The organism is Streptomyces sp. NPDC046303, from assembly GCF_055588085.1.
On record NZ_JBVJFA010000001.1, the window covers coordinates 85469 to 98502 of the forward strand.

11 protein-coding genes are annotated in these 13034 nt (G+C 73.7%); 9 read left to right on the forward strand and 2 right to left on the reverse strand.

Annotation, left to right across the window (positions count from 1 at the left end; genetic code table 11):
* The first annotated feature begins 23 nt into the window (after nt 1–23).
* The 4 genes from ACZ6I1_RS00410 to ACZ6I1_RS00425 all read left to right on the forward strand — a co-directional run bounded on the left by ACZ6I1_RS00410 (nt 24) and on the right by ACZ6I1_RS00425 (nt 5083).
* Entirely contained in the window at nt 24–1820 is a 1797-nt protein-coding gene (locus ACZ6I1_RS00410; RefSeq protein WP_469281513.1) for a glycoside hydrolase family 35 protein, read from the forward strand.
* Nucleotides 1821–1834: 14 nt separating this feature from the next.
* Entirely contained in the window at nt 1835–2875 is a 1041-nt protein-coding gene (gene galT / locus ACZ6I1_RS00415; RefSeq protein ID WP_469281515.1) for a galactose-1-phosphate uridylyltransferase, read from the forward strand.
* Nucleotides 2872–4029: a galactokinase gene (gene galK, locus ACZ6I1_RS00420; RefSeq protein ID WP_469281517.1), complete on the forward strand. Its 1158-nt coding sequence runs from the start codon at nt 2872–2874 to the stop codon at nt 4027–4029. Before galT ends, galK begins: the two co-directional genes overlap by 4 nt.
* A gap of 103 nt (nt 4030–4132) precedes the next feature.
* Nucleotides 4133–5083, forward strand: a complete 951-nt coding sequence (locus ACZ6I1_RS00425) for an aldo/keto reductase (protein ID WP_469281518.1) — start codon at nt 4133–4135, stop codon at nt 5081–5083.
* Between the two features lie 59 nt (nt 5084–5142).
* Here ACZ6I1_RS00425 and ACZ6I1_RS00430 read toward each other — a convergent pair whose 3' ends face one another.
* On the reverse strand, nt 5143–6006 hold the full coding sequence (locus ACZ6I1_RS00430) for an ABC transporter permease (RefSeq protein WP_469281520.1): 864 nt from the start codon (nt 6004–6006) through the stop codon (nt 5143–5145).
* Nucleotides 6003–8741 (reverse strand): alpha/beta fold hydrolase, encoded by a 2739-nt coding sequence (locus ACZ6I1_RS00435; RefSeq protein WP_469281521.1) that lies wholly within the window; start codon nt 8739–8741, stop codon nt 6003–6005. Before ACZ6I1_RS00435 ends, ACZ6I1_RS00430 begins: the two co-directional genes overlap by 4 nt.
* A 163-nt stretch (nt 8742–8904) precedes the next feature.
* Here ACZ6I1_RS00435 and ACZ6I1_RS00440 point away from each other — a divergent pair, with 163 nt between their 5' ends.
* The 5 genes from ACZ6I1_RS00440 to ACZ6I1_RS00460 all read left to right on the forward strand — a co-directional run bounded on the left by ACZ6I1_RS00440 (nt 8905) and on the right by ACZ6I1_RS00460 (nt 12958).
* Nucleotides 8905–10440, forward strand: a complete 1536-nt coding sequence (locus ACZ6I1_RS00440) for an ATP-dependent DNA ligase (RefSeq protein ID WP_469281523.1) — start codon at nt 8905–8907, stop codon at nt 10438–10440.
* 73 nt (nt 10441–10513) lie between these two features.
* Entirely contained in the window at nt 10514–11140 is a 627-nt protein-coding gene (locus ACZ6I1_RS00445) for a helix-turn-helix domain-containing protein (protein ID WP_469281525.1), read from the forward strand.
* A 16-nt stretch (nt 11141–11156) separates the two neighbouring features.
* The gene (locus tag ACZ6I1_RS00450) at nt 11157–11315 is read left to right on the forward strand and encodes a DUF6126 family protein (RefSeq protein ID WP_469281527.1); all 159 of its coding nucleotides are present in this window, start codon (nt 11157–11159) and stop codon (nt 11313–11315) included.
* Between the two features lie 84 nt (nt 11316–11399).
* On the forward strand, nt 11400–12482 hold the full coding sequence (locus ACZ6I1_RS00455) for an NAD(P)H-dependent amine dehydrogenase family protein (RefSeq protein ID WP_469281528.1): 1083 nt from the start codon (nt 11400–11402) through the stop codon (nt 12480–12482).
* Complete coding sequence (locus tag ACZ6I1_RS00460; protein WP_362585996.1) at nt 12479–12958, forward strand: carboxymuconolactone decarboxylase family protein; 480 nt, start codon at nt 12479–12481, stop codon at nt 12956–12958. Before ACZ6I1_RS00455 ends, ACZ6I1_RS00460 begins: the two co-directional genes overlap by 4 nt.
* Nucleotides 12959–13034 lie beyond the last annotated feature (76 nt).

Here is a 13034-nt window from a genome sequence, read left to right on the forward strand (position 1 = left end):
GACCCTCTCCCGGGAGTCAGCGCATGCTCACGCACGACCAGGACGGATTCCGGCGCGCAGACCGCCCCCACCGCATCGTCTCGGGGGCCCTGCACTACTTCCGGGTCCACCCGGACCTGTGGGAGGACCGGCTGAAGCGGCTGCGCGCGATGGGCGCGAACACCGTGGACACCTACGTCCCCTGGAACTTCCACGAGACCGCCCCCGGCAAGGCCGATTTCACCGGCTGGCGCGACCTCGGCCGCTTCCTGCGCACCGCCCAGGACCTCGGCCTCGACGCCATCGTCCGCCCCGGCCCCTACATCTGCGCCGAGTGGGACTTCGGCGGCCTGCCCGCCCGCCTCCTCGCCGTCGACGGCCTCCACCTGCGCTGCTCCGACCCCCGCTTCGAGGCCGAGGTGGACGGCTGGTTCGACTTGGTCGTCCCGGAGCTGCTGCCCCTCCTCGCGAGCCGCGGCGGTCCGGTCGTCGCCGTACAGATCGAGAACGAGTACGGCTCGTACGGCAACGACAGCCGCTACCGCGCCCATGTGGAACGGGCCCTCGTCGAACGCGGCGTGGACTGCCTGCTGTTCACCGCGGACGGACCCGAGGACGCCATGCTCCAGGGCGGCATGCTTCCCGGCCGCCTCGCCACGGCCACCTTCGGCGCGCGGCCCGCCGAGCGGCTCGACGCCCTGCGCCGCTACCAGAAGACCGGCCCGCTCGCCGCGATGGAGTTCTGGATCGGCTGGTTCGACCACTGGGGCGAGGACCACCACGTCCGCGCCGTGGACGACGCCGCCGCATCCCTCGACGAACTCCTCGCCACCGGCGCCTCCGTCAACCTCTACATGGCCCACGGCGGCACCAACTTCGGCTTCTGGGCGGGCGCCAACCACACCGGGTCCCGCCCGGGGGAGGCCGGCTACCAGCCCACCGTCACCAGCTACGACTACGACGCGCCCATCGGCGAAGCCGGCGAACTCGGCCCCAAGTTCCACGCGTTCCGCGAGGTCATAGGCAAGTACGTCCCGCTCCCCGAGGACCCTCTGCCCGCACCGCTGCCGCGGATCACCCCCGCCCTCGCCACCCCCGCGGGCCGCGCACCGCTGCCGGCGGCCCTCGATCTGCTCGCCGGGCCGCCCGTCCTGCGCCCTGCTCCCGAGCCCATGGAACGCCTCGGGCAGAGCCACGGAATGATCCACTACCGGACCACGATCACCGGCCCGCGCCCCGCCATGCCCGTGAAGATCGACGGCCTCGGCGACCGCGCGTACCTCTTCGCCGACGGAGTGCCGCTGGGCGTCCTCGACCGCAACGCCCCCGACGAGGGACTGGACCTGCCCGTCGGCGAGGCCGGCGTGGTCCTCGACGTCCTGGTCAGGGCGCAGGGCAGGGTCAACTACGGTCCGCTCCTCGACGACCGCAAGGGCATCTGGCGCGGCGTACGCCACGGCCACCAGCAGCTGTTCGAGTGGGAGATCCGCCCGCTGCCGCTCACCGACCTCACCGGACTCGACTTCACCGCCGAAGCGCCCGGCGGCTCCGAGGAGGGCCTGCCCGTCTTCCACCGCTTCACCCACGAGCTCACCGGCGCACCGGCCGACGCCTTCGTGGACATGTCCGGCTGGGGGACCGGCCTGGTCTGGCTGAACGGCTTCCTCCTCGGCCACCACGACACCCCCCGCGGCCCGCAGCGCACGCTCTACGCCCCCGGCCCCCTGTGGAACACGGGCGGGAACGAGCTCGTCGTCCTCGAACTGGAGCGCCCCGGCACCGAACTGCCGCTGCGCGACCAGCCCGACCTGGGCCGCCGCACGGTCGTCACCCTCCAGTGAGAGAGGATCCTCACGTGAAGCGCACGAGCACCCGACTGGCCGACGGCCGCGAGATCCTCTACTACGACACCGACGACGGCGCGGCCCGCGCCTTCCCCGACACCCGCCCGCTCGGGGCGGCCTCCGCGAGCACCTCCGAGGTACGGCGCGATGCGCTGCTCGGCGACAGCGTCGTCATCGCCTCCCACCGGCAGGACCGTACCTACCACCCGCCCGCCGACTCCTGCCCGCTGTGCCCCTCCACCGAAGGGCGCGCGAGCGAGATCCCGGCCCCCGACTACGAGGTGGCCGTCTTCGAGAACCGCTTCCCGTCCCTCGCCGGTGACACCGGCCGCTGCGAGGTCATCTGCTTCACCCCCGACCACCGCACCTCCTTCGCCGAGCTCGACGAGGAGCGCGCCGCGCTGGTGCTGGCCGCCTGGACCGACCGCACCGCCGAACTCTCCGTCCGCGAAGGCGTCCGGCAGGTCTACTGCTTCGAGAACCGGGGCACCGAGATCGGCGTCACCCTCGCGCATCCGCACGGCCAGATCTACGCCTTCCCGTTCGTCACCCCGCGCACCACCCGGATGCTCGCCACCGTCGCCTCGCACCGGGCGGACACCGGCGGCAACCTCTTCGAGGAGGTGCTGGCCGCAGAACGCGCCGACGGCTCGCGCATCGTCCTCACCGGGGAGCACTGGACCGCCTTCGTGCCCTACGCGGCGCGCTGGCCGTACGAGGTCCACCTCTACCCGCACCACCGGGTCCCCGACCTGCCCGCGCTGGGCGACGCGGCCCGCGCCGAGTTCCCCGGGATCTACCTGGAGCTGCTGCGCCGCTTCGACCGGCTCTTCGGCCGGACCGACCCCACCCCGTACATTTCCGCCTGGCACCAGGCCCCCCTCGGCGAGGGCCGTGAGGACTTCGCCCTCCACCTGGAGCTGTTCACGGTCCGGCGCACCGCGGACAAACTGAAGTACCTCGCCGGGACCGAATCCGGCATGGAGGCCTACATGAACGACGTCCGGCCCGAGGACGCGGCCGCGCGGCTGCGGGAGGTGGCGAGCCCGTGACCGGGACGGCCCAGGAATTCCAGGCCTTGTACGGCTACCCGCCCGAGGGGGTCTGGGCGGCGCCCGGGCGGGTCAACCTGATCGGCGAACACACCGACTACAACGGCGGCTTCGCGCTGCCCTTCGCGCTCCCGCAGCGCACCGAGGTCGCCGCGGCCCCGCGCACTGACGGGATCCTCAGGCTCCATTCCGCCGACGCTCCGGTCGGTGTGGTGACCCTCGACCTCGCCGCGCTGGACCCGGCGCACCCCCCGCAGGGCGCCGAGAGCTGGGCCGCGTACCCGGCCGGCGTCTTCTGGGCTCTGCTGGACGCTGACCTTCCGATCAGGGGGGCTGATCTGCACGTACGCTCCGACGTGCCGACCGGCGCCGGCCTGTCCTCCTCCGCCGCCCTGGAGGTCGCCACCGCGCTGGCCCTGACCGATCTGTACGGGCTGCCGCTCACCCGCCCCGAACTGGCGGCGCTCGCCCGGCGCGCCGAGAACGCGTACGTCGGCGTCCCCTGCGGGGTCATGGACCAGATGGCCTCGGCGTGCGCGACCGACGGCCACGCCCTCCACCTGGACACCCGCAGCCTCGAGCAGTGCCACATCCCCTTCGACTGCGAGGCCGCGGGCCTGCGCCTCCTGGTCATCGACACCCGGGTCAAGCACGCCCTGGCCGACGGGGCCTACGCGGAACGCCTGTCCTCCTGCCACCGGGCGGCCGCGGCCCTTGGCGTACCGGCGCTGCGGGACCTCCCGTACGAGGAGCTCGAGCGGGCGCTGGCCCGCCTCGACGACCCCGTCGCCCGCAAACGGGTCCGGCACATCGTGACCGAGAACCAACGGGTCCTGCGAGTCGAGGAGTTGCTGCGCGCCGGGCGGCTGCGCGAGACCGGCCCGCTGCTCACCGAGGGGCACGTCTCGCTGCGGGACGACTACCAGGTCTCCTGCCCGGAACTCGACCTGGCGGCGGCCACGGCCGACGCGGCCGGGGCCTACGGTTCCCGGATGACCGGCGGCGGCTTCGGCGGCTCGGCCCTCTCCCTGATCGACGAGGCCGCCGAACCCGCGGTGGCGTCGGCCGTGACGGACGCCTTCCGGCGGGCGGGGTACGCGGCGCCCCGCATCACGGCGGTCTCCCCGTCGGCGGGAGCCGCGCGCCTGAGCTGACCGCCCCGCCCGGATGACCGACCTGCTGCGTCGCCCGCGCCGTGCCACTCCTAGACTGATCCGACGGCCGGTCAGGCATGGCACGAGTGCGAAGGCGAATCCCATGCGCTATCTCTCCCTGGGCAGTTCGGGTCTACAGGTGTCCGCCGTCGGGCTCGGCTGCAACAACTTCGGCGGCCGCCTCGACGCCCAGGCCACCCGCGCCGTCGTCGACGCCGCGCTCGACGCGGGCATCACGCTCCTCGACACCGCCGACATCTACGGCGGCCTCGGCGGCTCCGAAAACCACCTCGGGCAGGCCCTCAAGGGCCGCCGGGACCAGGTCGTGCTCGCCTCCAAGTTCGGCTACGCGGGCATGGACATGAAGTACGGGCCCGCCGCCGGGTCCCGCGGCGGCCGCGCGTACATCCGGCGGGCCGTCGAGGAGTCCCTGCGCCGCCTGCGCACCGACCACATCGACCTGTACCAGCTGCACAGCCCCGACCCGGCCACCCCGATCGCGGAGACCCTCGGCGCGCTCACCGAGCTCGTCGCCGAGGGTAAGGTCCGCTACATCGGCCACTCCAACCTCACCGGCTGGCAGCTCGCCGAAGCGGCCCACGTCGCCCGCGAGACCGGCGCGGTGCCCTTCGTCTCCGCGCAGAACCAGTGGTCGCTGCTGGAGCGGTCGGCCGAGCGCGAGCTCGTCCCCGCCGCCCGGCACTACGGCGTCGGCGTGCTCCCGTACTTCCCGCTCGCCAACGGCCTCCTCACCGGCAAGATCCGCCGGGGCGCACCCGTCCCCGCCGGTTCCCGCCTCGAAGGCCGCGACGCCTATCTCACCGAGGAACGGCTGGACGTGGTCGAAGCCCTGGCCGCCCTCGCCGAGAAGCACGACCGCACCGTCCTCGAACTCGCCATCGGCTGGCTCTCCGCCCAGCCCGGCTGTGCTTCCGTCATCGCCGGAGCCACCTCCCCCGAGCAGGTGCGGGCCAACGCGGCCGTCGCCGACCGCCCGCTGGACGCCGAACTGCTCGCCGAGATCGACGCCGTGGCGCCGGGCGTCCCGGCGTAACGCCAACGCTCACCGGGCGGGTGGACCCCCGGGGTCCTCCCGCTCCGGCGTGACGTCCTTCAGGACGTGATGTCCTTGCGGGAGAACCCCCGGAAGGCGAGGGCGAACAGCACCAGCGCGTACGACACCGACACCGCCGCCCCCTTGACCATCCCGCCCCACTCCAGCTGCGGCTGCAGGGCGTCGGCCCACGCGAACTGCCAGTGCGCCGGCAGGAACTCGCGCCACGACCCCAGCGCCGTGACCGCGTCCAGCACGTTCCCCACGATCGTCAGCCCGACCGCACCGCCCACCGCGCCCAGCGGCGCGTCCGTCCGCGTGGACAGCCAGAACGCCAGCCCCGCCGTCACCAGCTGCGATACGAAGACGAAGGCGACCGCCAGCGCGAGCCGCGGCACGGTGTCCCCGGCGGCCAGCGCGCCTCCGGTCGGGATCTTCAGCGGCCCCCAGCCGTACGCGGCCGTGCCCGCGGCCAGTGCCACCACCGGCAGCAGCACCATCGCCGCCAGACTGAAACCGAGCGCCACCACCAGCTTGCTCCACAGCAGCCGCGCCCGGGGCACCGGTGAGGCCAGCAGATAGCGCAGCGAGGACCAGCTCGCCTCCGAGGCCACCGTGTCCCCGCAGAACAGCGCCACCGGCACCACCAGCAGGAAGCCCGCCGAGACGAACAGGCAGGTCGCCGCGAAGTTCGCGCCCGAGGCCGTCGCCGTGTCGATCAGCGTGATCCGGCCGTTGCCCCCACCGGGGCCGTCCGGCCCGCCGCCCACCGCGAAGGCGATGAGCATGATGAACGGCAGCGCGGCCAGCACCCCGAACATGACCAGCGTCCGCCGCCTGCGCCACTGGCGCAGCGCCTCCACGCGCAGCGGCAGCGTACGGCCGGCGTGGTAGCCCGGGGCCACCTCCTGTACGGCGCTCATGCCGCACCTCCGATCAGGGTCAGGAACGCGTCTTCGAGCCGCCGGTGCGGCCCGACGCCGGTCACCGGCACCTCCAGCCGTACGAGTTCGGCGATCAGCCCGGCGGCCGTCGCGCCGTCGAGCCGTACGAGGAGCCCGTCATCGGCGGCCACCACGGAACCCACTCCCTCCAGTGCCGCCACCTTCTCCACGACCACCGCCTCCACCGGCCCCGCCAGCGACACCATCAGGGTGTCCCCGCCGCCGGTGATCTCCGCGACCTCTCCCGCCTGCACCAGCCTGCCGCGGTCCATGACCACCAGGTGCGTACAGGTCTGCTCCACCTCCGACAGGAGGTGACTGGAGACGATGACCGTCCGCCCGCCCGCCGCGTAGCGGATCATCACGTCGCGCATCTCCCGGATCTGCGGCGGGTCCAGACCGTTCGTCGGCTCGTCGAGGATCAGCAGGTCCGGCATCCCGAGCATGGCCTGGGCGATCGCGAGCCGCTGCCGCATGCCCTGCGAGTACGTGCGCACCGCGCGCTCCAGCGCGTCGCCGAGACCGGCGATCTCCAGGGCCTCCGCCATGTGCGAATCACCGGCCGGGCGGCCGGTGGCCCGCCAGTACAGCTCCAGGTTCGCGCGGCCCGTCAGGTGCGGCAGGAAACCCGCGCCCTCCACGAACGCCCCGACCCGCGACAGCACCGGCGCCCCCGCCCGCACCGCGTGCCCGAACACCCGGATCTCCCCGGCATCCGGTGAGATCAGCCCCATCAGCATCCGCAGGGTGGTGGTCTTCCCGGCCCCGTTGGGCCCGAGCAGCCCCAGCACCTGCCCCTTCTCCACCCGGAACGACAGGTCCCGCACCGCGTACCGGTCACCCGACTTCGCGTACCGCTTCGTCAGCCCGGTGATGTCCAGCGGTACGCCGGCCGCCCCCGCGTCCGGCTGCGGTCCCCGGCTCCCGGCCACCGCACTGCCCCGGCCGGTCCTGCGGATCCCCAGGAGCGCCGCGGCCAGCGCCGCCGCGCCCAGCGGCAGCCCCCACGTCCAGGCGGGCAGCCCGGCCGACGCGGTCCGTACGTCCGGTGCGACGGGCACGAGGAGGGGGCCCTGCGCCGAGACCGTGTAGGTGGCCGGCGCGGCCGGGCTCGCATAGCCCAGGTCGGTCGCGGCGACCACCAGCCGCAGCCGGTGCCCTGCCTCGACGGCGTGGTCGATCGCCGGCAGCCGCATCTCGACGGCCGTTTCCTGCTGCGCGTTCTCCACCCGGACCGGGGCCACCAACTGGCTCGGCAGCACCTGCCGGCGGCCGTCCGGGCCGACGTCGTACACCTTGCCGAACAGCACGGCCGAACCGTCCGCAGCCGTCGACCTCACCTTCAGGGTGACGGTCGGTGCCCCGGTGATCCGTACCTCCCGGGCCAGGGGCTGCGACTCGAACCGGGCGTTCTGGCCCGGGAAGTCCAGCGAGAGCCCGGCTCCGAAGGCGGCGAGCTGCCCGCCGAGACCCGGCAGCGAGGACAGCGCGGGAGGCGCTCCGCCCGCCGGATTGGAGAAGCTCTGCTCGGGTCCGGTGAGGGCGAACTCCTCCGGTTCCGAAGCCAGTCCCGGATACTCCTCGCCGCTCGCGCCGCGCAGCTGCACCTGGCCGTCGGTCGAGTCGATGCCGCCGGAGCGCGAGACCCGGAAGGCCGGGCCGGTGCCGGCGCCCTCCTCGCCCTTGAGGTACCGGTCGAACCAGGCCGCCGTCCGGGCCGCGGTCCGGTCGGCTTCGCGCATGCCGCCGTCGTGGCCGCCGGCCGCCCAGTCCACGGAGACGGGTGCGCCGTTCGCCGCGATGGCCTTGGCCATGGCGTCGGCCTGGTCCAGCGGGAAGAGGGAATCGTCCTGCCCCTGCACGACCAGGGTCGGCACCTTGATCCGCGCGCCGACCGCCGACGGGCTGCGCTGCTCCAGCAGCGCCCGGGCCTCGGCGTCGGGCTTCCCCGACACCGCGACCCGCTCGTACATCGCGCAGAGCTCGGGCTGGAAACGCCCGCAGCCGGGCGCGGCGGGCGGCTCGGCCGCCCGCGGGGCCTGCTGAGCGGGCTGCATGCCGCCCGAGGAGCCGGTGGTGAAGAACATCCCGGCCCAGAGCTTCTTGAAGACCCCGTTCGGGAAGAGCGAGTCGGCCAGGTTCCAGTAGGTGATCTGCGGAACGATGGCGTCCACGCGCCGGTCGTACCCGGCGGCGAGCAGCGCGACCGCCCCTCCGTAGGAGGCGCCGGCCAGGCCGACGCGCGGGTCGCCCTCCGCGTCGAGCCGTACCTCGGGCCGGGTGGCGAGCCAGTCGATGAGCCGGGACACGTCCTTGACCTCGTACTCGGGGTCGTTCAGCCCGATCCGGCCGCCGGAGCGGCCGAAGCCGCGCGCGGACCAGGTCAGGACCGCGTACCCGTCACGGGCCAGCTGCTCGGCGTGGGCGCGCACGTCCTCCTTGCTGCCGCCGAAACCGTGTCCGAGGAGCACAGCGGGACGTTTCTTCCCGTCGCCCGAGCCGCTGCCCGAGCCGCTGCCCGGGCCTTCCGCGGTGAAGTACGAGGTGTCGATCGCGGCGCCGGGCATGTCCACCACGCGGTCCTCGCGGTGCACGGCCGGAGCGTCCCCGGCCGCGGCCGACACGAGCGTCGGCCCGGCTCCCGCGACGACGGCGAGGGCGGCGGCGCCGGCGAGCAGGCGGACCCGGCGGCGCCTGGGCAGTCGGAGCTTCATACGGAAACCCTAATCGCCAGGTGCCCCTCACCCGAGCGTCCCCAGGGGGATGTCCCCACCTTCCGCAGGAGTACAGCGGCGGGCCCGTGTACCGCACCCGCGGTAGGCCCGGAGACCCGGCCCCCGACCTGCGGGGCGCGCCGCCCGGCGGGAGGATGGGCGCATGCTGCTGGCCGAGGTCGCGCGCGTGTCCCGGGAGGTCGCCGACACCTCCGCCCGGTCGCGGAAGACCGCCCTGCTCGCGGAGCTCTTCGCGGCCGCGCCCCCGGACGAGGCCGCGCTGGTGATCTCGTATCTCGCCGGGCGCCTCCCCCAGGGCAGGCCGGGCATCGGCTGGCGCGCGCTCGGGCAGGACGTGGCGCCCGCGCCGGAGCCCACCCTCACCGTCCGGGCGGTGGACGCCGCGGTGACCGAGCTGGCCGCCGTCGCGGGCGCGGGTTCGCAGGCCGGGCGCCGCCGGATCCTCGACGGCCTGCTGGGCGCGGCCACCGAGGCCGAGCAGCGGTTCCTGCGCAGCCTGCTGTCCGGGGAGGTGCGCCAGGGCGCGCTCGACGCGGTGGCCCTGGAGGGCGTGGCCGCGGCCGCCGGAGTACCGGCCGCCGACCTGCGCCGGGCGGTGATGCTGGACGGCTCGCTGCCCAGGGTGGCGGCGGCCGTCCTGGCCGGCGGCGAAGCGGCGCTCGGCGGCTTCACCCTGCGGGTCGGGCAGCCCGTACAGCCCATGCTGGCGAGCACCGCGGCCTCGGTCGCCGAGGCCCTGGCCGCGCTCGGGCCCTGCGCGGTGGAGGAGAAGCTCGACGGGATCCGGGTCCAGGTCCACCGGGAGGGCGACGAGGTACGGGTGTACACGCGCTCCCTGGACGAGATCACCGGCCGGCTGCCGGAGGTGGCCGAACTGGCCCGGTCGCTGCCGGGAGAGCGGTTCATCCTCGACGGAGAGGTCATCGGCCGGACCGGGGACGGCCGCCCGGTCCCCTTCCAGGACATCGCGAGCCGGGTCGGCTCCCGCACCGACGTCGAGGCCGCCCGGCGCACGCTCCCCGTGGTCCCCTACTTCTTCGACGTCCTGGCCGCCGGGGCGGACGTCCTCCTCGACCTCCCGGTCCGCGAGCGGTACCGGGCCCTGGACGCGCTGGTGCCGGAGAGCGCCCGGGTCCGGCGCCTGGAAGTCGAGGACCCTGTGGCGCAGGGCGACCAGGCGCAGGAGTTCTGGGCCGAGACCCTGCGCCGGGGCCACGAGGGGGTGATGGTCAAGGGCCTCACCTCCGCCTACGCGGCGGGCCGGCGCGGCAAGAACTGGCTCAAGGTGAAACCGGTGCACACCCTGGACCTGGTCATCCTCGCCGCCGAATGGGGCCACGGGCGGCGCGCCGGGCTGCTGTCCAACCTGCACCTGGGTGCGCGGGCCGGCGACGGGACGTACGCCATGCTCGGCAAAACCTTCAAAGGACTCACCGACGAGATGCTGCGCTGGCAGACCCGGGCGCTGAGCGCGCTCGCGACCTCAGACGACGGGTTCACCGTGCGGGTGCGGCCCGAGATGGTGGTGGAGATCGCCTACGACGGCCTCCAGCGCTCCTCCCGCTATCCGGCCGGGGTCGCACTGCGCTTCGCGCGGGTGCTCAGACACCGCCCGGACAAGAGCGCGGAGGAGGCCGACACGGTGGAAACGGTGCTGGCAGGCGGCAGCGCCGGGTGACGCCCGCGCCGCAACTTTTGCCTCAGAGGCAAAGCGGATTGCCAGCCAGGCAAGACTCTGGCTCAATCGGGGCATGAACCCCGGTCCTGCCCCCGAGGAAGCGGGCGACGAGCTGCCCACCGTGGCCCCGCAACTGCGCGACCTGCGCCGCCGCGCCGGACTCACCCTGGAAGCCGCCGCCGCGCGGGCCGGACTCTCGCCCGCCCACCTGTCCCGCCTGGAGACCGGCCGGCGCCGGCCCTCGCTGCCGCTGCTGCTGGCACTCGCCCGGACCTACGGGGCGACCGTCTCCGAGCTGCTCGGCGAGGTCCCGGCCGTCGCCGACCCCATCGTACGGGCCGGCGGTCCGGGTGCCCGGGAGGCCGACGGATGGACGTACTGGCAGGCGGGCGGCTCCGGGCGCGGGATGCAGGCCCTGCGCGTGCACGTCCCGCACGGCCGCGGCCCGGGCGAGCTGGTCCGCGTCCATCCCGGTGAGGAGTGGCTGTACGTACTGGGCGGCCGGCTGCGCCTGCACCTGGGCGAGGCCGAGTACCTCCTGGACCCCGGCGACAGCGCGCACTTCGACTCGCTGACCCCGCACCGCATCGCGGGGGCCGACGCCGGCGGAGCGGACCTGCTGTTCGTCCACACCCTGCTGCAGAGCAGTCTCGCCGGGCTGTGCCTGGGCGGGGGCGCCGCCACCACTCGTCACCGATAGCCGAGGAGCCGTACCCATGTCACAGGCACGAAAGCCCGTCACCTCCGTGCGGGCACGCATCGAGAGCAAGTTTCCCCGGGGGCTGGTGATCCGGCTGGTCGCCTACTTGTTCGTGGGCCACCTCTTCGCCTTCTTCGTCTTCCTCCTCTTCGTCCTGGGCGCCGAGAACCAGTGACGCCCTCGGGCGCGGGTCTCCCGGCCGCACGACCGGTGCCGCACGGCTATGGAAACGTGCAGGTCCTGTGGCTACCCTCCGCGCATGATTTCCACGGTTGTCTGGGGTACCGGCAACGTCGGCCGTTTGGCCATCCGCGCCGTCGAGGCCCATCCAGCGCTGAAACTCTCCGCAGTCATCGTCCACGATCCAGCCAAGGTCGGCCGCGACGCCGGTGAACTCGGCGGGCTCGGCCACCTGTTGGGCGTCGAGGCCACCGATGACATCGAAGCCGTCCTGGCCTCCCGGCCCCGGGCCGTGGTGTACGCCGCGTCCGGTGACGTCCGGCCCGACGACGCCCTCGCCGACATCACCCGGGCGGTCCGCTCGGGCGCGGTGGTGGTCAGCCCCGCGCTGTACCCCCTCTACGACCACCGCAGCGCACCGCCGGAGTTCCGCGGACCGGTGCTGGCCGCCGTCGCGGAGGGCGGCGGCTCGTTCTTCGCCTCCGGCGTCGACCCCGGCTGGGGCAACGACGTCCTCCCGCTCCTGCTCAGCGGCCTCGGCACCACGATCGACGCCATCCGCTGCCAGGAGATCTTCGACTACTCCACCTACGACCAGCCGGACTCCGTCCGCTACCTCGTCGGCATGGGCCAGCCCATGGACTACGAGCCGATGATGCTCATGCCCTCGATCCCGACCATGGTGTGGGGCGGGCAGATACGCATGATGGCCCGGGCCCTCGGGGTCGAACTGGACGAGATCCGCGAGACGGTGGACCGGCGCGCCCTCGACACCACCGTCACCACCCGGACGATGGGCGCCTTCGAGGCCGGCACCCAGGGAGCGATCCGCTTCGAGGTACAGGGCATCGTCGAGGGCGAACCCCGCATCGTCATCGAGCACGTCACCCGCATCCACGCCTCCTGCGCCCCGGACTGGCCCACCCCTCCCGACGGCGGTGACGGCGCCCACCGGGTCGTCATCGAGGGCCGCCCGCGCATCGAGGTCACCGTCGAGGCCACCGACGAGGGCGAGAACCGCTCGGCCGGCGGCAACGCGACCGCCGTCGGACGCCTGGTGAGCGCCATCGACTGGCTCACGGAGGCGGAACCCGGGCTCTACGACGCCCTCGACGTCCCGCTGCGCCCCGCCCTCGGCAAACTCGGAAGGAAGCAGTCATGAGGATCGACATTCCCGAAGGCCAGCACCCGATCGAGTACGTGTGGGGCGACATGGTTCCCGGCATCGGCATGGCCGCCGCGAACTTCTCGCTGTCCGTGTACGCCCACACCACCTTGGGGCTGCGCGAGTTCGAGGCCGCCCGGCTGCGCGTCGCGCAGATCAACGGCTGCGTCTTCTGCCTGGACTGGCGCACCGAACGGGAGGGGGAGAAGGTCGAGGAGGAGTTCTCCGACGCCGTCACCGAGTGGCGCACCACCGACCGCTTCGACGACCGCACCCGGCTGGCGGCGGAGTACGCCGAGCGGTACACCCTGGACCACCACGGACTCGACGACGCGTTCTGGGACCGGATGACCGCGCACTACAGCCAACTGGAGATCGTGGAGCTCACCATGAGCATCGGGTCCTGGCTGGCCTTCGGCCGGCTCAACCACGTGCTCGGCCTCGACAGCGTCTGCATGCTGCCGGGCCACTGACCATGGGTCCGGGGCCGCTCGGTGATTCCGATCGGCCCCGGCGGTCGTGCGTACGGACCTGGCGGTCGTGCGTACG